This is a genomic window from Rhodoferax sp. GW822-FHT02D07 (assembly GCF_058802405.1).
This window is the reverse complement of record NZ_JBXAOD010000001.1, coordinates 746,092-771,026: the sequence shown is the minus strand read 5'-3', so window position 1 is coordinate 771,026 and position 24,935 is coordinate 746,092. Positions and strand designations below refer to the sequence as shown.

Genomic DNA, 24,935 nt, shown 5'->3' with positions numbered 1-24,935 from the left:
GGCAGCTACATAATCGATAGCAATTTCGATTCGCCGTCGTCCACGTGCAGCTCGCGGATGGCCATCACATCCTCCCACGACTCCAGAAAGCATTGCACGCAGCGCGGGTCGAAATGCTTGCCCGCGCCATCGTTGAGAAAGTCCACCGCAGCCTCCAGCGTCCACGCTTTTTTGTAGGGGCGCTCGGAGGTCAACGCATCGAACACATCCGCCACCGCGACGATGCGGCTGAACAGCGGAATGGCTTCGCCCTTGAGCCCCTGCGGATAGCCGCTGCCATCGAACTTCTCGTGGTGGCCCAGCGCAATCTCAGCGCCCGCCTGCAGCACGCGGGAAGCACTGTCCTTGAGCAGCTCGTAGCCGTATTGGGCGTGCTGCTTCATGATCTGGAACTCGGCCTCGTTCAGGCGCCCCGGCTTGAGCAGGATGTGGTCGGCAATGCCCACCTTGCCGATGTCGTGCATGGGCGCGGCTTCCAGCAGCAGGCCCTGCTCAGCCTCGGGCAAGCCCAGGCCCTTGGCAATCAGGCGCGAGTAGTGCGCCATGCGCGAGATGTGGGCACCGGTTTCGGGGTCGCGGAATTCAGCTGCACGGGACAGGCGCATCACCGTGTCCCGCTCGCGCGCCAGGATTTCAGCTGTGGCCTTTTGCACTTCCCCGGCCAGCCAGGCGGCGCGGTCGGCCAGCTGGTTCCGCGCCTCGCTAAGGCTGAGCAGGTTGCGCGCCCGCGCCAGAAACTCAACCTTGTCCACCGGTTTGGCCATGAAGTCGTTGGCGCCCGCATCCAGCGCGCGGTAGCGCACCGGCTTCTGGTCGTGGGCGGTGACCATCATCACCGGCGCAATGTCGCAGCCCTGAATCTCGCGAAAGCGGCGGATGAACTCCAGTCCATCCATGCCCTGCATCTGGTAGTCCACGACGACCAGGTCGCTGCGGGTTCTGGCGGCCCAGGCCAAGGCCTCGTTGGTACTGGAAAAGGGAGCAGCCCGACACCCCCCCAGTTTTTCCACCAGCTCGCTCAGGAGCACCAGAATGGCCGGGTTGTCGTCAACGATGAGTACGTGCTGCATGACGGGAATATGACAGTTTCCGGCCTACTGTAGCGGAGCGCCCGCAGCGTGGCACTCCGGCAAAACGCTCAGACTGTGCGGTATTGCTCGCGCAACAGGTTTTTCTGCACCTTGCCCATGGCGTTGCGCGGCAACTCGGGCACCACCACACAGCGCTTGGGCACCTTGAAGTTGGCCAGCGTGGATTTGAGCGTGGCAATCACCTGTGCCGGGTCCACCGTGGCACCGGCCAAGGGCACGATGACGGCCACGCCGACCTCGCCAAAGTCGGCATCCGGCACGCCCACCACCGCGCTCTCGGCCACGCCGGGCAGATTGTTGATGTAGCCCTCGATCTCGGCCGGGTAGACGTTGTAGCCGCCGCTGATGATGAGGTCCTTGCTGCGGCCCACGATGGTCACATAGCCCTGGGCGTCCACGCGGCCCACATCGCCGGTCTTGAAGAAGCCGTCCGCCGTGAACTCCTGCGCCGTCTTCTCCGGCATCTGCCAGTAGCCCTGGAACACGTTGGGCCCGCGCACCTCGATGCCCCCGGTCTCACCCTGCGGCAAGTCTTTGCCCGCTTCGTCACGCACGCGCAGCTGCACGCCGGGCAGCGGCCGGCCCACGGTACCCACCTTGCGTTCTCCGTCCGCCGCGCGGCCGGGGTTGGAGGTGAGCATCACGGTTTCGGACATGCCGTAGCGCTCCAGAATCGTGTGGCCGGTGCGGGCCTGCCACTGGTGGTGCGTGTCCACCAGCATGGGCGCGGAGCCGGATACGAAGAGGCGCATGTTCTTCGTCACCTGCGCTGTGAGTCCGGCCTCGGCCAGCAGGCGCACGTAGAGCGTGGGCACGCCCATGAACACGGTGGCGCGCGGGAAGTGCTGCAGCACCACCTTGGGGTCGAATTTGGCGCACCAGACCATCTTGCTGCCGTTGATGAGCGCGCCGTGGATGGCGACGAACAGGCCATGCACGTGGAAAATGGGCAGCGCGTGGATCAGCACGTCGCCCGGCTTCCAGTCCCAGTAGTTCTGCAGCACGCGCGCATTGCTCAGCAGGTTGCCGTGGCTCAGCATGGCTCCCTTGCTGCGGCCCGTGGTGCCGCTGGTGTAGATGATGGCGGCCAGGTCGTCGGCTTTGCGTTGCGCAATGGTGTGCGTCTTGGGGAACTGCGAAGCGCGGTCCAGCAGCGTACCGGTGCGGTCCTCGTTCAGCGTGAACACATGCGCGGTATCGGCCATAAAGGCCATCTTGCTGATCCAGCCAAAGTTGCGCCCGCTGCAGACCACGACGGAAGGCTTGGCGTCGCCGATGAAATACTCCATCTCAGCACTCTGGTAGGCGGTATTGAGCGGCAGGTAGACCAGGCCGGCGCGCAGCGTGGCCAGGTAGAGCACCAGCGCCTCTACCGACTTTTCCACCTGCACCGCGATGCGCGCACCCTTGGGCAACTCCAGAAACTCCAGCAGGTTGGCCACCATGGCGGTGGCTTCATCCAGGTCGCGCCAGCTGTACTGCAGGCCACTGTCGGTTTCCACCGCACAAGCATCCAGGTCCTTGGGAAAGGCAGCGCGCAGCGCGGCGAAGAGGTTGGCGTTGTCGGTCACGGGGGTGGGGGGCATGGTGAAGTCTCGAATAGAAAATTAAAACTGCGGCTTGCGCTTGGCCAGAAAGGCAGCAATGCCTTCGCGGTGCTCGGCGCTGTCGGCATAGGCGTAAGCTGTCGCCACCAGATTCGCTATGGAATCAGGAGCTGCTTGCGCATATTCCACGAGGGCTGGAGGTTGATTTGACGCATAAAGCGCCCGCAACGTCTGCTTGTTCATGCGCGCCGCCTGCGGTGCAAGGCTGGCCACACTTTGGGCAAGTGCCTCGCTGTGGGAGGCTACCTCGGCGTCGTCCAGCACCTGCAGCAGAAAACCACGCGCCAGCAGGGACTGCGCATCGAACACCTCGGCCGCCAGCAGCATGGCGCGCGCCACGGAGTCTCCCGCTGCTTGCGCGACCAGCGCCGCCTCACGCGGCGCCATGGGAAATCCCAGGCGTGCAATGGGTGCGCCAAAGCGGGCCGAGACAGCCGCCACGCGCAGGTCGCAGCAGCTGGCAATCTCCACGCCCGCGCCCATGCAATTGCCCTCGATCTGCGCCACGATGGGCACATCACAGTCCAGCAGGGCCTGCAGGCCGCCCCACACCTCGTTCTCGTGAAACTGGCGCAGTTCGGCTTCGTTGAAGCGGAAGCTGGGGTACTCGGCAATGTCACCCCCGGCGCAGAAGTGACCACCCTCCCCGCGCAGCAGCACGCAGCGCACCTGTGGGTCGGCCTGGATGGCGGTGAACACGGTTTTGAGTTCGCGCCACATGGCACGCGACATGGCGTTGAACTTGCCCGGGTGCGAAAGCGTGACAGTGGTCACGCCCTGCATGGCACCGCTGCCCTGCACTGTCTGAATCTGTCCCGCCATGCCTGCCGTGTCGCTCCGTGTTGAAGATCAGTCCAGCTTGGCACCGGAGGCTTTGACCACCTCGGCCCAGCGCTTCACCTCGCCCGCCACAAAAGTGCCGAACTGCTGGGGCGTGAGTTTGCCAAACTCGGCGCCGTTGTTGGCCCAACTGGTCTTGATCTCGTCGGCCGCAGCCAGGCGGTTCACCTCTTCCACGATGCGGGCCTGCACGTCGGCTGGCGTGCCCTTGGGCGCCCACAGGCCGTACCAGGTGGTGACGGTGTAGTCAGGCAGGCCCAGCTCGGCCGCGCAGGGCACGTCGGGGAAGGCCGGGCTGCGCTTGTTGCCCGAGACCATCAGGGCCTTGATGCGCCCGCCCTTGATGTGGCCGGCCGAGGAACCCAGGCCGTCAAACATCATGTCCACACTGCCAGCCATCAAATCCTGCAGGGCCGGGCCCGCGCCGCGGTAGGGGATGTGGGTGATGAAGGTCTTGGTCTGCTGCTTGAACAGCTCGCCGGCCAGGTGGTGCGAGGTGCCGCCACCGGCGGAGCCGTAGTTCATCTTGCCAGGGTTGGCCTTGACCTGGGCCAGGAAGGCCTTGAAGTCACCCTGCACGTTCTTGGGATTGACCACCAGCACCTGCGGCACATTGGCCACCAGCGCCAGCGGCACAAAGTCTTTCTGGATGTCGTAGTCCAGCTTGGGGTACATGCTGGGGGCGATGGCGTGGTGCACGGCGCCCATGAACAGGGTGTAGCCATCGGGCGCGGCCTTGGACGCAATGCTGGCGCCCAGCGTGCCTCCTGCGCCGCCACGGTTGTCGATCACCAGCTGGGTGCCGGTCAGCTTGGCGAACTGGGCCGAGAGCGGGCGCGCAAAGGCGTCGGTGCCACCACCGGCCGGGAACGGCACGACCAGCGTCACCGGCTTGGCCGGCCAGCGGCCCTGGGCCAGCACGGCTCCGGGGGCCAGGGCCCAGGCAGCGGCCGCCGCAGCACCGGTCTGCAGAAAGTGGCGCCGGTGCGTACCGGCGGGGGTTATACGGGTCATGCTTGTCTCCTGTTGTTGTCTATCAAAAACGCATACCGTCACGAAAAGAAGAGCGCGCTGGTGGCGGGCGCCACCGGCACCTTGCCCTGGGACAGCAGCTCGCGGTGCTTGTCCAGGCGCTTGAGGTCGTAGAGGTAGTTCACCATCAGGCCATAGGACTGCTTGAGCCCCTTGGGCGACGGATCGCCGCCCCAGTTGAGCCGCTCCACGCGTGCACCGTTGCCCAGATGAAAGCGCGCCACCGGGTCCAACGGCTTGCCCTGCGCCATCTCGCGCCCCAGGTAGTGCGCGGCACAGCGCAACAGCATCTGCGATACGGCAGACCCAGGCTTGAGCGTAGGCGCCGTCTCGGCAGCCGCCAGAAAATGCGCCGCCGTCACCGGCTCAAAGCCCACGGCCCGGCCCAGCTCCTCGCGCGCATTGGCATCCAGCTGCTCCAGCATGGTGGCAGCGTGTTTGCCCAGCCAGGATCGGAAACCCGGAATGGGCGAGAGCGTGGCAAAGGTCCTGAGCTTGGGAAACTCGGCCTTGAGCGTTTCCACCACACGCTTAATGAGCGAGTCGCCAAAGCTCACGCCGCGCAGGCCGTCCTGCGTGTTGCTGATGGAATAGAAGATGGCCGTGGTGGCTGCGTTCAGGTCTGCGGCGTCGGCCGACTCATCGAGCAGCGGCGTAATGCTGTCAGCCAGCGCATCCACCAGCGCCACCTCCACAAAGATCAGCGGCTCGTCGGGCAGGCGCGGGTGGAAGAAGCCGTAGCAGCGGCGGTCCGAATCCAGCCGGTTCTTCACATCGGCCCAGCTCTTGATATCGTGCACCGCCTCGTACTTGATGAGCTTTTCCACCAGCGAGGCGGGTGAGTCCCAGCTGATGCGGCGCAGCTCCAGAAAGCCCACGTCGAACCAGGTGGAGAACATGTACTCCATCTCCACGTCCAGCGCCTGCAGGCGCTTGTCGGACTTGAGCGCTGGCTGCATCTCTGCGCGCAAGTTCACCAGAAAGCGGATGCCCGTGGCGTCGGCACTGAAACGCTGCAGCAGGCGGCGGCGCGGCGACACCGTGGCGCGGCGGTACAGCACCTCGGCGGCGGCCTCGTCGGGTGTTCCCAGGGCGGCGGCAAACTGGGCCTGCGCGGCCTTGGCCTTGCGCGGGTCGGCCACAAACATCTCGCTCATCAGCAGCCACATGTCCCGCCGGCGCTCCGGGGTGGCACCGGCGTACCAGACCATCAGCTCGGCCGCACGGCGACCGCCCTCCACCTCGCTCACGCGCTCGTCAATGACAGCCTGCAACTCCTGCAACGTACGGCGCAGCATGCGGGGCGACAAGGCCTCTCCGGCATGGCGCAGCGTGGCGGCCAAACGGTCGCGCGTGCTGCGCTGGGGCCCGGTGGGTTTGGCTGCCGCCGCAGCGGGCGACGAGGTCGCTCCTGTTTTAGGAGCTGCTCGCGCAGATTCCACGGGGGCTACACCCTCATTGGGCTTGGAACCCTTGGGCAGCAGCCGCGCCACGCTGCGGTTGATCCAGGAGTCCTGGTTCATGCCAGCAACCTGCTTTTCTGGCTGCGGGCCAGCTCGCGCAGGGCCTCGCGCTGGCGCAGCAAATGGGTGCGCATGGCGGCGTCCGCCGCGTCGGCGTCGCGCGCCTTGATGGCGGCGAACACGGCCAGGTGCTCGCTCAAGCTTTGCTCCAGCCGACCCGGCGCATGCAACTGCTGCAGGCGCGCCAGCTTGAGGATCTTGCGCAGGTCGGCAATGCTTTGCGCCAGCCAGCGGTTGTTGGCCAGGGTGATGATGGCCTCGTGGATGGCGTAGTTGGCGGCGTAGTAGTCGGTGATGCGCTTGGCGGCGGCGTGCTGCTGCAACTGGGTGTGCAGGGTGTCCAGCGCGGCAATGTCGGCGTCGGTGGCGTTGCGCGTGGCCTCCAGCGCGCAACGGCCTTCCAGCAACGCAATCACGGGGAAGATATCGTCTAGGTCCTGCTCCGTCACCTGGTTCACAAAACTGCCGCGGCGTGGCTCGTGCCGCACCAGCCCCTCGGCCGCCAGCACCTTGAGCGCCTCGCGCAGCGGCGTGCGCGAGATGGCCAGCTCGGCGCACAACGCCACCTCGTCCACAAAGCTGCCCGGCGTAAGCTGGCCCGCAAATATGCGCTCGCGCAGGCGGTCAGCGACTTCGTCGTGCAGGGAGTTGTGGACCAGGCGCATGGGCATAATTTTCTGTAATTACACGTAATTACATACCTGCACCGCGTACCGGTCAAGCCTTGCCAGGCCGGTGTTTACCCTAAATCAGGATGCCGTGGCGCGACCGCCGTGCCAGCGCCAGAGCAAGGCGCCGCCCACAATCATGGGCACGCAGAGCCACTGCCCCATGCTCATGCCCAGGCTCAGCAGGCCCAGATGTGCGTCCGGTTCACGGAAGAATTCGGCGATGAAGCGGAACACGCCGTAGCCGAACAAGAAAACGGAGGCCACCTGCCCCTGCTTGCGCGGTGTGCTGGCGTACCACCACAGCAGCACGAACAGCAGCAGCCCCTCCATAAGGAACTGGTAAACCTGCGAGGGGTGACGCGGCACGTCGCCCGCGCCACGGAACACCATAGCCCAGGGCAGCGAGGGATCGGCCACCCGCCCCCACAGCTCACCATTGATGAAGTTGCCCACCCGCCCGGCCGCCAGGCCCGTAGGCACGCAGGGCGCAACAAAGTCGGCCACTTCCCAGAAGGAACGCTTGCGCGAGTGCGCGTACCAGGCCATGGAGGCAATCACGCCCAGCATGCCGCCATGGAAGCTCATGCCACCCTGCCAGACAAAGAACACCTCCAGCGGGTTCATCGCGTAGTACAGCGGCTTGTAGAACAGGCAGTAGCCCAGGCGCCCGCCGAGCACCACACCCAGCACCCCCAGAAAGAGGATGTCTTCCACATCCTTGAAACGCCAAGGCGCCTGGCCCGCCAAGGCTGTGTTGAACGGAGCCTGGCGCAAACGCCGGCTCCCCAGGAACATGAATAGCGCAAAGGCCGCCAGATAGGTCAGGCCGTACCAGTGCACAGCGACGGGGCCCAGCTTCAGGGCGATCGGGTTGATTTCGGGGTGGATCAGCATGGGCTGCATTGTGCCCGCAGGCCAATGCCCGGACAGAAGCAAAGAAAAAGCGCCGCTGGGGCGGCGCTTTCGGGGGACAGGCGGAGAGAAACCTCAGCGGCGTTTCTTGCTACCCAGGGTACCAATGGCCTGGCGGTTCTTATCAATACGCGCCTGCTTGCGCGCATTTTCCTTCTCCATGGCCTTGCGCTTGGTGTAGCCGCTGCTGTCCGCCCAGGCCCACCAAGCCACAGCCAAGCCAAAAGGCGACAGAACGACCCACCAGGACCAGGCGACCACAGGAGCCACCTCCAGATACTTCAGTGCCAGCAACACCAAACCGATACCCAAAAAATACATTTCTCACTCCTTCGGGGTTGCGCCAACGCAAACAACTCGTCAACCCGCGTCACTACAATGGCGTTGGAACACTGTAAACCAACCCACGAGGCCTCGATGAAAAAAACCCTGATTACCCTGGCATTGAGCACCACCGCCCTGCTGTCGGCGGCACCGGCATTCGCGGACCTGGCGCTGGCCACCTCCAAGAACTGCATGGCCTGCCATGCAGTCGACAAAAAGCTGGTTGGCCCCGCCTACAAGGACGTGGCCGCCAAATACAAAGGTGACAAAACGGCGGTGGACAAGCTGGCCACCAAGATCATCAAGGGTGGCAGCGGCTCCTGGGGCGCCGTGCCCATGCCAGCCAACGCCCAGGTCAACGAAGCGGAAGCCAAAAAACTGGCCACCTGGGTTCTGGGCCTCAAATAGACCTGCGCCCGGCCTGCCCAGGCCATTCCGCAATCAAAGCCCGCTAATGCGGGCTTTTTTACGCCCATTGCATACATAAAACATTCCTAAAAATCCCCCATTCGGGGGATGGACGGTAGGAAATGGATTCTCTAGACTGGGGTCGAGCAGGCCAGTGTTACAGCATGCCTTGCTTCTACCGGTAATGAGGAAATTGGCTTCATGCCCCTACTGAATGGCGCCCTTGTGGTGCACCACGCGGCCACCATTCCCGAGCGGGGAGGGAGGCGTGCAACCTCCTGTACCGTCACCACCCCAACAACAGGCCACGAGGGCAAGCCATGGAGCCCTCACTAGCGCCTGTCAGAAAGACCAAGGGACGTTCGCTGCATGCCTTCCTCACGCGGCTGATCTGGCTGTGCGTGGCCCCTATGGTTGTGCTGTCTGGCTACCTGGCTTTTGACAATGTGCAGGATGTCAGCCAGTCCCGCAGCGAAGGGGCCCAGGGCATGGCCCAGAATGCCAGCGCGCTGGTGGACGGTTTTTTGCGCGCACGGATCAACGGCCTGCAGATGCTGGCTGACAGCATGCCGATTGGCGATACCGGCCATATGGAGGATCTGTATCTGCATGCGCAGTCCTTCCGCAAGAGTTTTGGCGGCCACGTGATCCTGGCCGACCTGCAGCGGGAAGTGCTGTTCAACACCCGTGAGCCGCTGGGCACCAAGCTCCCTGCCCTACCCCCGCCCAAAGGCCGCGCCGCTACCATCTCGGCCCTGAAGTCCGGCAAGCCGGCCGTGGGCGACGTCTTCTCGGGTTCCGTCAACCAAGAACCAATGGTGGCAATCGCATTGCCCGTGCTGCGCGGCGGCATGCCGCAGGCCCTGTTGCTGGCGACCTTCGAGACCCGGCAGTTTGAAACCCGCTTGTCCACCCAGCCGCTGCCCGACGGCTGGACGATTGCCTTGCTTGACAGCACGGGCCAGGAAATCGCCCACCGCGGCCCCGCCCGACCGGACATGGCCACCGCGAACGACGAGGAACGCCACTTCACCAGCGCCACCACACTCGCACCGTGGACGGTGGCCCTGGAGATTCCTTCCAGCATTTACCAGGCCCCGATGGTGGAGGCCGCCACGCGCTTGGGGCTGTCCATCATGGGCGCCACGCTGCTCGGTGTGATTGGAGCCCTGGCGGCAAGTCGGCGCCTGACGGACTCGCTGGTTTCCCTTACACAACCCGGCGAGCCAGTGCCCCCGGAGGGGGAGATCAGCGAGATTGCCACGGTGCGGGAGTTGCTGGAGCACAGCGCCTTGACGCGTGCACGAACCGAGGCAGCACTCAGGGAGAGTGTGGACCTGTACCAGCACACCCTGGACAACATGCTCGAAGGCTGCCAGATCATCGACTTCAACTGGCGCTACCGCTACATCAACCGGACCGGCGCCCAGCAGGGCCGCCAGACCGTGGAAGCGATTGTGGGCCGCACCATGATGCAGGTCTACCCAGGTATAGAGAACACGCCGACCTTCGCCGTCCTGAAGCGTTGCATGAAGGAGCGCACGGCACAGCACACGGAGAACAAGTTCGAGTTCCCGGACGGCAGCTTGGGCTGGTTTGCGCTGAACGTACTGCCTGTGGCCGAAGGCATTGCCATTTTCAGCATGGACATTGCAGAGCAAAAAAATGCCGAACTCGCCTTGCTGGCCAGCCAGGCCGCAGCGCTGGCCGAACAGAAAGCCGCGCGAGAGGAAGCGCTGGCTCTGATGAACGAAGCCGTGCAGGCCCGGGCCCGCACTGAAGCGGCGAACGCGTCCCTGCGCGAACTGTCGCTGGCCGTGGAGCAGAGCGCAGAGAGCATCATCATTTGCGCGCTGGACGGCACCGTGGAGTATGTGAATACAGCTTATCTGGGAGCCTCCGGCTACCAGCGCGAGGAGGTGCTGGGACACAACGCCATGCCGGCGCTGCTGGAGGCCTTGTCAATCAGCGAACGGGCGGGCTTCCACTCCATGCTGGCCCGGGGGGAAGTCTGGAAAGGCGAGCTCAACAGCCGCCGCAAGGACGGCAGCAGCTACGTGGAGCAGGCCAGCATCAGCCCGCTGCGTCAAGAGGATGGACGCATTACCCACTTCGTCGCTGTGCGGGAAGACATTTCCGAGAAAAAGCGCCTGGGCCAGGAGCTGGACCAGCACCGCCACCACCTGGAGAGCCTGGTCGACCAGCGCACCACGGAACTCCGCGCCGCCCGCGCGGAGGCTGATGCGGCCAACCGCGCCAAGAGCGCCTTCCTGGCCAATATGAGCCACGAAATCCGCACGCCCATGAACGCCATCCTGGGCCTGATCTGGCTGCTGCGCGCCGACAAGACCACCGCCGTGCAGGCCGATCGCCTGGACAAGATCGATGGCGCTGCGCACCACCTGCTGCACATCATCAACGACATACTGGACCTGTCCAAGATCGAAGCGGGGCGCCTGGAGCTGGAGCATACGGACTTCGCCCTGGGCGGCATTCTCGACAATGTCCGCTCCCTCGTTGCAGCCCAGGTTCAAAGCAAGGGCCTGACACTGCAAATCGAAGGCGACCAATCACACCAGTGGCTGCGCGGCGACCCGACACGACTACGCCAGGCCCTGCTGAACTACGCCAGCAACGCCATCAAGTTCACCGCACGCGGCACGGTGACCATCAGCGGCCGCATCGTCCATGAAGGCCCGCAGGGCACGCTGGTCCGTTTCGAAGTGCGTGATACCGGCATCGGGATTCCGGCAGACAAGCTGCCGCAGCTCTTTGACTCGTTCACCCAGGCCGATGTCACCACCAGCCGACGCTTTGGGGGCACCGGGCTGGGCCTGTCCATCACGCGCCACCTGGCACACATGATGGGCGGCGAGGCCGGCGCAGAAAGCCAGGAGGGCGTAGGCAGCATGTTCTGGTTTACCGCCCGCCTCCAGGCGGGCCAAGGCCATGCGGAAGAAAAGCCTCAAAAGGCAGGTATCCCCACCGACCTGGAGTTGCGCACGCGCCATGCCGGCGCGCGCATCCTGCTCACCGAAGACAACCCGGTAAACCGGGAGGTGGCCACTGAACTGCTGCGCCGTGTGGGGCTCAGCGTGGACACCGCCGAGAACGGCCTGATTGCGCTGGAGAAAATACGCGAGCAACCGTACCGGCTGGTGCTCATGGACATCCAGATGGCGGGTATGGACGGACTCGAAACCACCCGCATCATCCGCACCATGCCCAGCATGCAGGGGCTTCCCATTCTGGCCATGACAGCCAATGCCTTCGACGAAGACCGGCGCGAATGCCTGGCGGCGGGCATGAATGACTTTGTCAGCAAACCCGTGATTCCTCAGGATCTGTACGCCACGCTGCTGCGCTGGCTTCAATGAGCGCCGCACGGTTGGGCAGTTCCGACTGGCTGGCCAAGACGTGTTCAAACTCTGCCGCAGGCATGGGTCTGGCAAACAGATAGCCCTGCCCATAGTCACACCCCATGGCAACCAGCAGTTGGCGCTGCAGCTCGGTTTCCACGCCCTCGGCAACCACTTCCAGCCCCAGGCGTTGGGCCATCACGACAATCGCTTCGGGCAAGGCCAGGTCACGGGGATCGGCTCCGAGACAGCGGACAAACGACTGGTCGATCTTGAGGCAATTGGCTTGGAACTTTTTCAGGTAGGACATGGCGGAGTAACCCGTGCCAAAGTCATCAATCGCCAGCGGGATGCCGGCCTCGCGGTAACTGGCCATGGCTTGCTCAATATGGGGCTCGGAGTTCAGCATCAAGCCCTCGGTGATCTCCACCACAACGGCCTGTGGCGGCAAATCCATTGCGCGCAGTTGCCGCACCCAGGTCTTCGCCACATTGCCGCTGCGGTCAAACTGGGCCGGTGACTTGTTGATGCTGAGCTGAAAGTCCGGGTCATACAACTGGCGCCAGTAACGCACGCAGCGCAGCGCCGATTCAAATACCCAGTTGCCGATCTCCACAATCAGTCCAGTCTGCTCCGCCAGTCCGATGAAGTCCGACGGCCCTACCAGACCACGCGTGGGATGGTTCCAGCGCAACAGGGCCTCTGCCTTGTGCACTCTGCCGGTACGCAGATCCACGATGGGCTGGAAGTAAAGCTCCAGTTGCTGCAGCTCCACGGCCAAGCGAAGGTCCTTGGTGAGCAGGTGCCGCTCCAGTGCAGCCTGGCGCAAATCGGCCGTGAAATGGCAATACTGGCTACCGCCCCGGCTCTTCGCCAGACGCATGGCCTGGCTGGCGTTATTCAGGAGCTCCTGTGCGCTCATGTCCACCTGGGCGTAGGCCAGGCCTATGCTGGCGCTGACCACCGTCTCCACCGACTCCAGTACATAGGGCTCGCGCAGACTGCTCAGCAGGCGCATCAATAGGCATTCAACGTCCTCGTCACCGTCGAGCACCGCCAGCAACACCACAAATTCATTGCTGCCCATGCGTGCGACCGTGTGCCTATCGCCCACACCCTGCGTGATGCGGCGCGCCACCTCGCGCAACACACGGTCCCCCTGGCTTTGCCCCTGGGTGGCGTTGACTTCCTTGAAGTTATCCAGATCGATGGACAACAGCGCAAGACTGCTACCGCGGTAGGCTGCCGCTTTCATTTCCTGCGCCAGACGGTCCTGCAGCATGTTGCGGTTGGGCAGCTGGGTCAGCAGGTCGTAATTGGCCTGGCGCCAGATGAGAGCCTCAGATTGCTTTCGGTTGGTGATGTCAGAGAACAGCAACACACGACGTTGTACATCGCCCGCCTCATCCAAACCCGCGTTGATGCTGACCCAGCAGACAAAAGATTCGCCATTCTTGCGTTCACTCCAGACCTCGCCCTCCCAATGGGTCTGCGCCAGCAAGCTGTCGCACAGCGACTGCATGAGCTCTGGCATGTCCCGCAGAATGCGCAGGGCATGCACGCTCTGGCCCACCAGTTCATCGGCACCATAGCCGGTCATGCGCACCAGCGCCGGGTTGACTGCGAGAACGCGCGCCTTCGTGTCCACCACCATCATGCCTTCCGCACTGGTGCGGTAGACCAAGGCGGCCAGCTGCAACTCTTCTTCAGAATGCTTGCGCTCTATGGCCAAGCCCGAGAGCTTGACGGCCTGCTGCAACAACTCCACGGCACTGCGTGAAAGCAGGCGCACGTCGGCGCAGTAGGCCACAAATACGGCAGTCACCTGCCCCCCTGCATTGACGATGGACTCGGACCAGCAGGCCTTGAAGCCTGCCAGTGCCGCCAAAGCCGTAAAGCCGTCTACAGGCAGGACACCCACATTCTTGACCGTGCGTACCTCGCCCGCTTGCAATGCGAGGCCATAGCGGGCGCCGATCTGGTCAAGGGGCGCAGACTCCAGCGTCTCCAGCATGAGCTCGGGCACGTTGGGCGCAGCACCACGGACGAGCCCTGCATCCGCCTCCGCTTTCAACATCACCGCGCAATGCAGTCCCGGTATGAGCTCCTCGGTGGCGAAGACGATGGAATGCAGCACGCTTTCAAGCACAGCACCGCGCGCCAGACGCTCCAGCACGTGGTCACGCAAATGTCCACACTGCTCCAGGCGCCACTGTTCCGTGATGTCGCTAAGCGTCACCAGCAGCACCCCGTGCTCCAACGGTTTCGCGCGTGCTTCCACCCAGATAACGTTGTCTGCCTGGTGGTGGCGCAGGGCCACACGCAATGATTGAGCGCCTTGCAAAGCCTGTGCGCTATGCAGCAATTCGCTCCAGAGACGCAGGGACTCGGGTGCAATGAAATCGATGAAGCGCAGGTCGCGCATGCTTTGCGACGAATGGCCCAGCAAGGCCTCCAGCGTAATGTTGGCGAACAGCAGGTGCTCCTCGTTGACAACACAGGCACCCACGGCCAGCGCGTCCAGCACGGCCTGCTGCACACCATTGGGGGCATCGGTATCCAGAGAGGGAAAGTGGTCCTTGGCTTGCATGGGAAAGCGACTCCAGTAAGAGCGACGACAGTTCGTCCGCCTCCCGATTGGGACTCAGCACAGCGCCAAAACTGTGGCCAAAGTGTGGCGTGAATTCACACTTTCACGTTCACAGTTCTGCCACGATTTTTCGGGCTTGCACGCCCAGAATGGGGGCTCACCCCGCAATCCATTCCCTACACCGCACGCATCTACCAAGACCAGGCGGCTCCCAATGCCGCAACCTATACAGACAGCGTGACAGTGGATGTCAGTTTTTGAGGCCGCAACAGCAAGCTGTTGATAGGGCCGCAAAGGCCCTGCACAATGTGGGACGCGGAAAGAATCGATCTGCGGCATCCGGTTGTGCACACTACCGGACATCGAGGACAGGGGGAGAGAGCATGCATATAGGCATACTGGAAGACGATCCGGTACAGCGGGAGCTGCTGGAAGTAGTGGTGAAGCAGGGACAGCACAGCTGCCGGGCATTCGAGTCTGCGGCTGAGTTTCTGGCCATTCTCGGCCGCGAAAGCTTTGATCTGCTGCTCATTGACTGGGTCTTGCCCGACAGCGATGGCGGAGAGGTGCTGCGCTGGATCCGGAAAAACATCGGCTGGCAACTGCCCTGCATCGTGATCACTGCGCGTGACGAAGAGGAAGCCGTAGTGGCGGCACTGGAAGCCGGTGCAGATGACTATGTGGTCAAGCCCGCCAAGTCACTGGAATTGCTTGCGCGCGTCTCGGCTGCCTCGCGCCGCGCCCGCCCTGGCAGCCTGCCCGTGCTGCGCGCCGGAGACTACGAAATCGACATCGAGCGCCAGCGCCTGTCCATGGCGGGGAGCACAGTGGAACTCACCCAAAGGGAGTTCGACCTGTCCGTCTGCCTGTTCCAGAACATGGGCAAGCTGCTCTCGCGCGACTACCTGCTCAACAAGGTTTGGGGAGTTACCGCCGATGTGGATGTACGCACCGTGGACACCCATGTCAGCCGCGTACGGCGCAAGCTGCTGCTCAACGGCACCCATGGCTGGAAGCTGGTACCCATCTACGGATTTGGCTACCGCTTTGAACGCATTGAGCCCGGCGAAGCGGCACCAGCCACATAGGCCTGAGCCGCAGCGCTCAATCCGCCAACTGCGCGGAAATCGCGGCCACCAGCGTATCGAGCGCACGGCACAAAGGCGCGGCCAGGGGCACTAGCCCTTCGGGTGTGTTGCCCTCCTTGATGGCCTGCTCCAGCCGCTTGGTTTGCGCGAGGATGTCGGTGGCGCCAATCGTTGCACTCACGCCCCGCAGTGAATGCAAGAGGCGCGATGCCTCATCCATCTGCCCGGCATCCAGATGCGCCGTCAACCGGTTCCCGGCGTCTTCATAGTGCTCTGTGAACTTGACCATCACGCCGAGCAGAATTCCGGCCTGCCCGGCACAGTACTCGTAGGCTTGGTTCAGGTCTAACAGATGCGCCATCTGCGCCAGTTTCTGCTCCGGGCTGCGGTGCGATGCTTCCGCCTCTCCCTCTGATGCAGCTACAGACGCTGTGACGACCGGCAACGGCGACTTCTGCGCCGGCAACCAGCGCAGCAATGCCAGATGCAGCTGGCGCGGCTCGACCGGTTTGGCCAGGTGGTCGTTCATGCCCGCGTCCATGCAGGCCAGCCGATCTTCCTGCATGGCGTTGGCCGTCATGGCAATGATGGGCAGGTCTGCAAACATAGGGTCCTGCCGCAACAGGCGCGTCGCCTGCAAGCCGTCCATACGGGGCATCTGCACATCCATGAGCACGAGGTCGTAGGTATTGCGCCGCACCATCTGCACCGCCTGCTGCCCGTCCCCGGCCACGTCCACATTCAGACCCGCTGCCCGCAGCAACTGGCTGGCGACCTCCTGGTTGACCGGGTTGTCCTCCACCAAGAGCACCGTGGTGCTCCCGTAGTGCTCGGGCAGGCGGTAATCATCGGGCTCCACCACATCGGGCATACCATTCATGCGGGCTCCACCCTTGAGCAGGCGCATCAGGCAATCCACCAGCATGGAGGAGGTCACTGGCTTCATCAGCACCGCACCGAAGCCCGCATCCCGCGCCAGCTGGTGCATGGACACGTGGTCCCGGGTCGACACCAGCACCATGGCCTGCGGCGGATTCAGGCTGTCGCTCAGGCGCACACCAATCTCCAGCCCGTCCAGCCCCGGCATGGCCCAGTCCAGCAAGACCACGCTGTACGGGTCCTGCTCGCCCTGCGCATTGGCCACGGCCTCCAGCGCCAGCGTGCCATTGGGCACACTGTCCACCCGCATGCCCAGCCCTTCCAGCATGGTGCTCAGCGCGTGGCGGGCCTCTGCCAGGTCATCCGCCACCAGGGCGCGCAGCCCGCGCAGCACGGGTGCCGGCGCCGCATCCTGATGGGCAGCATGCCGCAACCTGGCCGTGAACCAGAAACGGCTTCCGTGTTCCAGCTTGCTCTCGCCTCCGGCTTGCCCGCCCATTTGCTCGGCAATATGCCGTGTGATCGCCAGCCCGAGACCCGTTCCCACATGCAGACGCGTGCTGGTACTTTCAGCCTGGGCAAAGGGATTGAACAAGCGTGCGAACTCGGCCGGCGCAATGCCGATGCCGGTGTCCACTACCTCAAACCGGATCAGCACCGTCTCGCCATCGCGCTCCAGCAGCACCACGCGCAGCGTGACTGAGCCAGCCTCCGTGAACTTGACCGCATTGCTCAGCAAATTGAGCAGGGCCTGCATCAGCCGGGTGGGGTCCCCATGCAGGCGGTCTGGCAGTGGCTCAATATCCACCACCAACTCCAGCCCCTTCTCGCGCGCCATCTCCACCACCATGGAGCAGGACCGTGTCAGCAAGGCGTCCAGTGAAAAATCCACCGTCTCCAAGACCAGTTGGCCCGCCTCAATCTTGGACAAATCCAGAATGTCGTTGACCACTTGCAACAGGTGGTTGGCAGCCGTACTGATCTTCTGCAGGCGCTGCTGCTGCAGGACATCCTGCACGTCGCGGCGCAGCATGTAGGTGAAGCCGATGATGGCGTTCATGGGCGTACGGATTTCATGGCTCATGTTGGCCAGGAAGGCGCTCTTGGCCTTACTGTCCGAGGTGGCCCGGTCGCGTGACTTGCCCAGCTCGTCATTGGCCAGCTGCAGCATCTGCTCGGCCTTTTTCTGCTGTGTCACATCCACGGCCAGCACAAAGAAACCCAGCACCTCCCCCTTGCGGAAATCCGGAACGTACTGCACACGCGATACTGGGGACACCCCGTTCCGCGGGCTTTCCGTCCAGTCAAACTGTTGGGGCTCGCCACGCAAGGCCGCCGCGATATAGGTTTGCAGCTTCTCGTAATAGGCGTCACCGCGCGACTCGCGCATGGTCCGCCCCAGGATTTGTTCGGGCGTGTTGTCAAACCATGCGCAGTAGGTTTTATTCACGAAACGGCAGCGCACTTCCCGGTCCCAGTAGGCAATGCGCCCGGGGATGTTGTCTGCGACCAATCGGCTGAAACGCTCGGTTTCCAGTAGCTGCGCGTTCAGGGCTTGCAGTTGCTGCTCCACCAGGGAACGCGCGCCGACCTCCGCCGTCAACGCCCGCGTCCGCTCGGCAACGGTAGCTTCCAGGCGTTCCTGATGTTGGCGCAGTTCGAGCTGGGTGCGCTTGCGCTCTGTCACATCGCGGTAGGTTGCCACCACCGCCGTGATTTGGCCGTCATTCGCCCGTATCGGCTCAGCAGACACCAGCAGCCAGTACTCCTTGCCACTGCGTTGCAGCAGCTGGATCACCATATCGCGGCAAGGCGTATCCGTAGCAAGCACCCGGGCCACCGGGGTGTCCGTCCACGGCAAGTCGCGACCGTCCTCGTACTTCAGCGACACATCCCAGAACTGGTAGCCCAAGTTCATCAGCGCAGTGCGCGAGAGGCCCCAAATTCGTTCGGCCGACGGGTTGCAGCCCGTCACGCGGCGAGCCGCATCAAAGATGATGACGCCCTCGTTCAGGCTATTGAGTGCGTCGCGGTAAAACCGTTCGCTCTGCTCCAGCGCCGCTCGCGTGGTGCGCACGTCGTCCACGTCAATGGTGCTGCCAAACCAGCGCACGGGTTGCCCGTGCTCATTGCGACTGACGCCAAAGTGCACGCTGAACCAGCGGTAGGTGCCGTCGCGCCTGCGCATGCGGAACTCAGACAGCGCGCCTTCGCCTGTCTTGCCCACGTCGGCCCACTGCGCAAGCAGCAGTTGCAGGTCATCGGGGTGCACCAACTGTGTCCAGCCAAGGCCCTGAATGTCGGCGGTAGAGATGCCACTGAATTCGGCCCAGCGTTGGTTGAGGTATTCCACCGACCCATCTGCATCCGCGGTCCAGACCAGTTGCGGCAGCATATTGAGCAGGCGCTGGAAATGGGCCTCACTCTCGCGCAAGGCGGATTGCGCCGCCGTCACTTCGCGGTTATTGCGCGCCACCGCCACACCCAACAGGGCCATGGCCACCAATGCCAGCAGCCAGCCCACGCTGTACTGGATCTGCTGGCGGCGCAGCAGCTGGTCCATCGCATCAGCGCTGGAGGATTCCAGGCGCATCATCTCGGCGTCCAGCTCCAGGAACGCCTTTTGCAATGCCGGGCGGTCCCTTGGCTCAATGGCGGCGGATGGCAACTCCTCCAATTGGGTGGCCAACGAGCCCGCATGTTCGCTCAACGCGGCGGGGGTGCCCTGGGCCTCAACTTGCAAGGTCTTTGCAGTCGCCTGCAGCTGACGCAAGTCCCGCACCAGGGCGTCGCGGTCTATCTCCAGTTCAGAGAGGCTGATGAGCTGTGAATCCGTACCGAGACGCTGAAAGCCGGCAAGCAAGCGCGTGCGCGTCTGCTCAAAGTCGCGCACCAGGCGCATGCTTTGCTCGAAGTGGTAGCCGTGAAAGCGGTCCAGTGCCGCCATCCCCAGCAAGATAAGCGCACACGCCGCCAGGGTCAGCAGTGGCGCCAACCGCGCGCGCTGCACGCTCTGCACCCAGCGTTTGTAGTCCACCCCCATGTCCTGCCCTTTTCCAATGGCCCAAGCGACATCGTCTAGGTTCTTGTTTTCGGACATGCTACCCCTTACGCAGCTGGATTGCCACCGGGCATTGGGCCATGACCCTTTTCCTGAATTGTGTCGAGATTGTGTCGCCGGGCGTGCCGGGGAAACATGGCCATAAAAAAGGCCCGCAATCTGCGGGCCTATTCAGGAAGCCGGAAGGTGCTCAGTAGGCTTGGCCGAGCTGGTCCAGGATGGCGGGGTTTTCCAGAGTGCTGGTGTCCTGGGTGATGGACTCGCCCTTGGCCAGCGAGCGCAGCAGGCGGCGCATGATCTTGCCGGAGCGGGTCTTGGGCAGGTTTTCGCCAAAGCGGATGTCCTTGGGCTTGGCAATGGGGCCGATTTCTTTGGCCACCCAGTCGCGCAGTTCCTTGGCAATCGCCTTGGCCTCGTCGCCCGTGGGGCGGGCTCGCTTCAAGACGACGAAGGCGCAGATGGCTTCACCAGTCAGGTCATCCGGGCGGCCGACGACGGCGGCCTCGGCCACCAGGTCGGTCTTGGATACCAAGGCGGACTCAATCTCCATGGTGCCCATGCGGTGGCCGGACACGTTGAGCACGTCATCGATACGACCGGTGATACGGAAGTAGCCGCGGTCGGCGCTGCGCACCGCGCCGTCGCCGGCCAGATACAGCTTGCCGCCCATCTCTTCGGGGAAGTAGGCTTTTTTGAAGCGCTCGGGGTCATTCCAGATGGTGCGGATCATGGACGGCCAGGGGCGCTTGACGACTAGGATGCCACCGGTGCCGTTGGCAATGTCGTTGCCCACCTCGTCCACGATGGCGGCCATGATGCCGGGAAGCGGCAGCGTGCAGCTGCCGGGCACCAGCGGTGTGGCGCCGGGCAGCGGGGTCATCATGTGGCCACCGGTTTCGGTCTGCCAGAAGGTGTCGACGATGGGGCAGTTCTCGTGGCCCACGTTCTTGTAGTACCACATCCAGGCCTCGGGGTTGATGGGCTCGCCCACCGAACCCAGGATGCGCAGGCTGCTCAGGTCCGAGCGGTCCGGGTGCACCGAGGCATCGCCTTCGGCCGCCTTGATGAGCGAGCGGATGGCGGTGGGCGCGGTGTAGAAGATCGTGCACTTGTGGCGTTCGATCATCTGCCAGAAGCGGCCCGCATTGGGGAAGGTGGGGACGCCTTCAAAGATGATCTGCGTAGCACCCGCTGCCAGCGGGCCGTAGGCCACATAGGTGTGGCCGGTGATCCAGCCGATGTCTGCAGTGCACCAGAAGACATCGGTTGGCTTCAGGTCGAAAGTCCAGTCCATGGTGAGCTTGGCCCACAGCAGGTAGCCGCCGGTGGAATGCTGCACGCCCTTGGGTTTACCGGTGGAGCCGGAGGTGTAAAGGATGAACAGCGGGTGCTCCGCGCCCACGGGCACGGGTGCGCATTCGGTGCTCTTGCCGGCCAGGGCTTCGTCAAAGGTCTTGTCGCGGCCGGCCACCATGTTGCAGGCGGTCTTGGTGCGCTGGAAGACGTAAACCGTCTTGATGGTGTCGCAGCCGCCCATGCCCAGGCCTTCATCCACGATGGCTTTGAGCGGGAGTTCCTTGCCGCCGCGCATCTGATAGTTGGCGGTGATCACGGCCACGGCGCCGGCGTCGATGATGCGCTCCTGCAAGGCCTTGGCCGAGAAGCCGCCGAACACCACGCTGTGGGTGGCGCCAATGCGGGCGCAGGCCTGCATGGCAATCACGCCTTCGAGGGTCATGGGCATGTAGACCAGCACACGGTCGCCCTTTTTGATGCCATCGGCCTTGAGCGCATTGGCAAACTGGCTCACACGGGCCAGCAGTTCCTTGTAGGTGGTCTTGGTGACCGTGCCGTCGTCGGCTTCAAAGATCACGGCTACCTTGTTCTCAGTGGGCGTGCCGATGTGCTTGTCCAGGCAGTTGGCCGATGCGTTCAGCTCGCCATCGTCGAACCACTTGTAAAAAGGAGCGTTGGATTCGTCCAGGGTACGGGTGAAGGGTTGGTTCCACACCACGTTCTCGCGGGCCAGGCGGGCCCAGAAGCCTTCGAAGTCTTTCTCGGCTTCGGCGCAGAGGGCGTTGTATCCATCCATGCCGGAAATGCGAGCGGCCTTGACGGTGGCCTCGCTGGGCGGAAATACGCGGTTTTCAACCAGCATGGATTCAATGGCAGATGACGGTGCACTCACGGGTTGTCTCCTCGTAATTATTGAAAAACTGGCGGAATGGTCGGCCCAGCCACTTACACCTCACTGACTGAAGGGATATTCAAGCCATTTTGACCCATAGCCCCCATGGACAGTGCGCAAGCAGCTAGCAAATTCATAGCACTACCGTCCCGTCATTTTGGCGGGAACCACCCACTGGTCGAACTGTTCCGCGCTCAGGTAGCCACTGGCGATGGCCGCCTCGCGCAGGCTGCTGCCCTCCTTGTGCGCCTTCTTGGCAATGAAGGCGGCCTTGTCGTAGCCGATGTGCGGGTTCAGCGCTGTCACCAGCATCAGCGATCGGCCCACCAGCTCGGCAATGCGCGGGTGGTTGGGCTCTATGCCCACGGCGCAATGGTCGTTAAAGCTGCGCATGCCATCGGCCAGCAGGCGCACGCTTTGCAAAAAGTTGTGCGCCACCAGGGGGCGGAACACATTGAGTTCGAAATTGCCCGAAGCACCGCCAAAGTTGATCGCCACGTCATTGCCGAACACCTGCGCCGCCAGCATGGTCAGCGCCTCGCTCTGCGTGGGGTTGACCTTGCCCGGCATGATGCTGGAGCCGGGTTCGTTTTCGGGGATGGTGAGTTCGCCAATGCCGCTGCGCGGGCCGCTGGCCAGCCAGCGCACATCGTTGGCAATCTTCATGAGGCTGGCCGCCAGCGTCTTGAGCGCGCCGTGGGCATGCACCAGCGCGTCCACGCTGGCCAACGCCTCGAACTTGTTGGGTGCGGTCACAAACGGCAGCCCGGTCAGCGCGGCCAGCTCAGCCGCCACTGCCTCCGCATACCCCTTGGGTGCATTCAGCCCTGTGCCCACGGCGGTGCCGCCCAGCGCCAGCTCGCACAGGTGCGGCAGCGCGGCGCGCACATGGGCTTCCCCATGGGCCAACTGCGCCACGTAGCCCGAAAACTCCTGCCCCAGGGTCAGCGGCGTGGCATCCTGCAGGTGGGTGCGGCCTATCTTCACGATGTCGTCAAATGCGGCCGACTTCTGCGCCAGCGTGGCGCGCAGGGTGGCAATGGCGGGCAGCAGCTTGTGGGTGATGGCATCCACCGCCGCCACATGCATGGCCGTGGGGTAAACGTCGTTGCTGGACTGGCTGCGGTTCACGTCGTCATTGGGATGCACCAGCCGCCCTTCCCCGCGCTCGCCGCCCATCAGCTCGCTGGCACGGTTGGCCAACACCTCGTTAACGTTCATGTTCGTCTGCGTGCCCGAGCCGGTTTGCCACACCACCAGCGGAAACTCGTCCGGGTGCTGCCCGGCAATCACCTCGTCGGCCGCGGCCACGATGGCCTGCGTTTTTTTCTCATCCTGCAAGCCCAGTGCCAAGTTCACCCGGGCCGCGCTGCGCTTGGCCTGGGCCAGGGCCTTGATGATCTCCACGGGCTGGCGCTCGCCCGAGATATCGAAGTTCTGCAGCGAGCGCTGCGTCTGCGCACCCCACAGGCGGTGAGCGGGGACCTCGATGGGGCCAAAGGTGTCGCGCTCGGTGCGCGTGGAGGGAGGGCTCGTGGTGGTCATGGACGCATTCTGTCTCCCGCACCAAGACCGCTTTGCATCAATGGGCATCGACCAGGCGGCGCAGCCCGGCACCACGCCCAACCAGTACTTCCAGCTGCCCTGAGCGTGCTTTCAAGCGAAACAGGCCTCTATCCCCCGTCAATATTGCGCGAGCAGCTATGGTTAATGTAGCAAGAGGTTTCCCGTAGCCGGGCTGTACCCCCCCTGCGCGGCCAAGGGATAATTGAGGGCGTTCCGTTTCAACCTACCCCAGCCAGGCCCTCCATGACCACCATCCGCCAAGCCGACCTCATCGAATCGGTCTCCGCCGCCCTGCAGTACATCAGCTACTACCACCCCGCCGACTACATCGCCCATCTGGCCCGCGCCTACGAGCGCGAGCAGAGCGCCGCGGCCAAGGACGCGATTGCGCAGATCCTGACCAACAGCAAAATGAGCGCCACCGGCCATCGCCCCATCTGCCAGGACACCGGCATCGTCAATGTATTCCTGAAAGTGGGCATGGACGTGCGCTGGGAAGGCTTCACCGGCAGCCTGGACGACGCCATCAACGAAGGCGTGCGCCAGGGCTACAACCACCCCGACAACACGCTGCGCGCTTCCGTCGTGGCCGACCCGCAATTCCTGCGCAAGAACACCAAGGACAACACGCCCGCCGTCATCTTCACCGAGCTGGTGCCCGGCAACACGATCGACGTGACCGTGGCCGCCAAGGGCGGCGGCTCCGAGAACAAATCCAAGATGGTCATGCTCAACCCCGGTGACTCCGTCGTGGACTGGGTCCTGAAGACCGTGCCCACCATGGGTGCAGGCTGGTGTCCGCCCGGCATGTTGGGCATCGGCATTGGTGGCACCGCCGAGAAAGCCGTGCTGATGGCCAAGGAAAGCCTGATGGACGACCTGGACATGTACGAACTGCAGGCCAAGTCCTCGCGCGGTGAAGCGCTGGACAAGGTGGAAGAGATGCGCCTGGAGCTGTACGAGAAGGTCAACGCCCTGGGCATTGGCGCGCAGGGTCTCGGCGGCCTGACCACCGTGCTGGACGTCAAGATCAAGATGTACCCCACCCACGCCGCCAGCAAGCCCGTGGCTATGATTCCCAACTGCGCCGCCACGCGCCATGCCCACTTTGTGCTGGACGGCAGCGGCCCGGTCTACATCACCCCACCCAGCCTGGACCTGTGGCCCAACGTGAACTGGACACCCGACACCAAGAAGAGCAAGCGCGTAGACCTGAACACCCTGACCCGCGATGAAGTGGCCAGCTGGACACCGGGCCAGACCCTGCTGCTCAACGGCAAGATGCTGACCGGCCGCGACGCCGCGCACAAGCGCATCCAGGGCATGCTGGCCAAGGGCGAGAAGCTGCCTGTGGACTTCACCAACCGCGTCATCTACTACGTGGGCCCGGTGGACCCGGTGCGTGACGAGGCCGTGGGCCCCGCCGGCCCCACCACCGCCACTCGCATGGACGGTTTCACCGAGATGATGCTGGCCGAAACCGGCCTGATCTCCATGATCGGCAAGTCCGAGCGCGGCCCGGTCGCCATCGAAGCCATCAAGAAGCACAAGAGCGCTTACCTGATGGCCGTGGGCGGCGCCGCCTACCTGGTGTCCAAGGCCATCAAGACCGCCAAGGTGGTGGGGTTTGAAGACCTGGGCATGGAAGCGATTTATGAGTTCGACGTGGTCGACATGCCGGTCACCGTGGCAGTGGATTCGGGCGGCACCAGCGCCCACATCACCGGCCCCGCCGAGTGGCAAAAGAAGATCGCCACGGGCGAATTCAAGAGCATTCCCGTTACCAGCGCCTGACC

The 24,935-nt window shown here is 63.7% G+C and carries 17 protein-coding genes; 5 read left to right on the top strand and 12 right to left on the bottom strand.

The features are described 5' to 3' along the window. Window positions 1-5 precede the first annotated feature (5 nt). From AC1RNN_RS03630 to AC1RNN_RS03595, 8 genes are all read right to left on the bottom strand, one after another. On the bottom strand, window positions 6-1,070 hold the full coding sequence (locus tag AC1RNN_RS03630; protein ID WP_493085907.1) for a response regulator: 1,065 nt from the start codon (window positions 1,068-1,070) through the stop codon (window positions 6-8). A gap of 68 nt (window positions 1,071-1,138) precedes the next feature. Next, a complete protein-coding gene (locus tag AC1RNN_RS03625; protein ID WP_493085909.1) occupies window positions 1,139-2,677 on the bottom strand; it encodes a malonate--CoA ligase in 1,539 nt (512 codons plus the stop codon). Window positions 2,678-2,698: 21 nt separating this feature from the next. Continuing rightward, a complete protein-coding gene (locus AC1RNN_RS03620) occupies window positions 2,699-3,520 on the bottom strand; it encodes an enoyl-CoA hydratase/isomerase family protein (RefSeq protein WP_493085910.1) in 822 nt (273 codons plus the stop codon). A 27-nt stretch (window positions 3,521-3,547) separates the two neighbouring features. Continuing rightward, window positions 3,548-4,552 carry a Bug family tripartite tricarboxylate transporter substrate binding protein gene (locus tag AC1RNN_RS03615; protein WP_493085911.1) on the bottom strand — a complete coding sequence of 335 codons (1,005 nt, stop codon included), beginning with the start codon at window positions 4,550-4,552 and terminating at the stop codon, window positions 3,548-3,550. 38 nt (window positions 4,553-4,590) lie between these two features. Beyond that, window positions 4,591-6,093 carry a malonyl-CoA decarboxylase domain-containing protein gene (locus AC1RNN_RS03610; protein WP_493085913.1) on the bottom strand — a complete coding sequence of 501 codons (1,503 nt, stop codon included), beginning with the start codon at window positions 6,091-6,093 and terminating at the stop codon, window positions 4,591-4,593. After that, window positions 6,090-6,758 carry a GntR family transcriptional regulator gene (locus AC1RNN_RS03605; RefSeq protein ID WP_493085914.1) on the bottom strand — a complete coding sequence of 223 codons (669 nt, stop codon included), beginning with the start codon at window positions 6,756-6,758 and terminating at the stop codon, window positions 6,090-6,092. Before AC1RNN_RS03605 ends, AC1RNN_RS03610 begins: the two co-directional genes overlap by 4 nt. Window positions 6,759-6,842: 84 nt before the next feature. Then, window positions 6,843-7,658 carry a prolipoprotein diacylglyceryl transferase gene (gene lgt / locus AC1RNN_RS03600; RefSeq protein WP_493085916.1) on the bottom strand — a complete coding sequence of 272 codons (816 nt, stop codon included), beginning with the start codon at window positions 7,656-7,658 and terminating at the stop codon, window positions 6,843-6,845. A 93-nt stretch (window positions 7,659-7,751) separates the two neighbouring features. Beyond that, entirely contained in the window at window positions 7,752-7,997 is a 246-nt protein-coding gene (locus AC1RNN_RS03595; RefSeq protein ID WP_493085917.1) for a TIGR04438 family Trp-rich protein, read from the bottom strand. A 96-nt stretch (window positions 7,998-8,093) separates the two neighbouring features. Here AC1RNN_RS03595 and AC1RNN_RS03590 point away from each other — a divergent pair, with 96 nt between their 5' ends. Both AC1RNN_RS03590 and AC1RNN_RS03585 read left to right on the top strand, forming a co-directional pair. Beyond that, on the top strand, window positions 8,094-8,408 hold the full coding sequence (locus tag AC1RNN_RS03590) for a c-type cytochrome (RefSeq protein WP_493085919.1): 315 nt from the start codon (window positions 8,094-8,096) through the stop codon (window positions 8,406-8,408). A 320-nt stretch (window positions 8,409-8,728) separates the two neighbouring features. Beyond that, complete coding sequence (locus tag AC1RNN_RS03585; protein WP_493085920.1) at window positions 8,729-11,785, top strand: response regulator; 3,057 nt, start codon at window positions 8,729-8,731, stop codon at window positions 11,783-11,785. Here the strand turns inward: AC1RNN_RS03585 and AC1RNN_RS03580 are convergent. After that, window positions 11,727-14,357, bottom strand: coding sequence for a putative bifunctional diguanylate cyclase/phosphodiesterase (locus tag AC1RNN_RS03580; protein ID WP_493085922.1), 2,631 nt, complete (start codon window positions 14,355-14,357; stop codon window positions 11,727-11,729). The two genes, AC1RNN_RS03585 and AC1RNN_RS03580, sit on opposite strands and share 59 nt — an antisense overlap. 93 nt (window positions 14,358-14,450) lie before the next feature. On the opposite strand from AC1RNN_RS03580, the gene AC1RNN_RS03575 reads away from it, so the two are divergent. Beyond that, window positions 14,451-14,618: a spore coat protein U domain-containing protein gene (locus tag AC1RNN_RS03575; protein ID WP_493137320.1), complete on the top strand. Its 168-nt coding sequence runs from the start codon at window positions 14,451-14,453 to the stop codon at window positions 14,616-14,618. Between the two features lie 122 nt (window positions 14,619-14,740). Next, complete coding sequence (locus AC1RNN_RS03570) at window positions 14,741-15,445, top strand: response regulator transcription factor (RefSeq protein WP_493085924.1); 705 nt, start codon at window positions 14,741-14,743, stop codon at window positions 15,443-15,445. Window positions 15,446-15,461: 16 nt separating this feature from the next. On the opposite strand, the gene AC1RNN_RS03565 is transcribed toward AC1RNN_RS03570, so the two are convergent. From AC1RNN_RS03565 to fumC, 3 genes are all read right to left on the bottom strand, one after another. Then, a complete protein-coding gene (locus AC1RNN_RS03565; RefSeq protein ID WP_493085926.1) occupies window positions 15,462-19,424 on the bottom strand; it encodes a PAS domain-containing hybrid sensor histidine kinase/response regulator in 3,963 nt (1,320 codons plus the stop codon). A gap of 151 nt (window positions 19,425-19,575) precedes the next feature. Further along, a complete protein-coding gene (gene acs / locus AC1RNN_RS03560; RefSeq protein WP_493085927.1) occupies window positions 19,576-21,573 on the bottom strand; it encodes an acetate--CoA ligase in 1,998 nt (665 codons plus the stop codon). A 141-nt stretch (window positions 21,574-21,714) separates the two neighbouring features. After that, window positions 21,715-23,118, bottom strand: coding sequence for a class II fumarate hydratase (gene fumC, locus AC1RNN_RS03555; RefSeq protein WP_493085929.1), 1,404 nt, complete (start codon window positions 23,116-23,118; stop codon window positions 21,715-21,717). A 264-nt stretch (window positions 23,119-23,382) separates the two neighbouring features. Here fumC and AC1RNN_RS03550 point away from each other — a divergent pair, with 264 nt between their 5' ends. Further along, entirely contained in the window at window positions 23,383-24,933 is a 1,551-nt protein-coding gene (locus AC1RNN_RS03550; protein WP_493085931.1) for a fumarate hydratase, read from the top strand. Window positions 24,934-24,935: the final 2 nt, after the last annotated feature.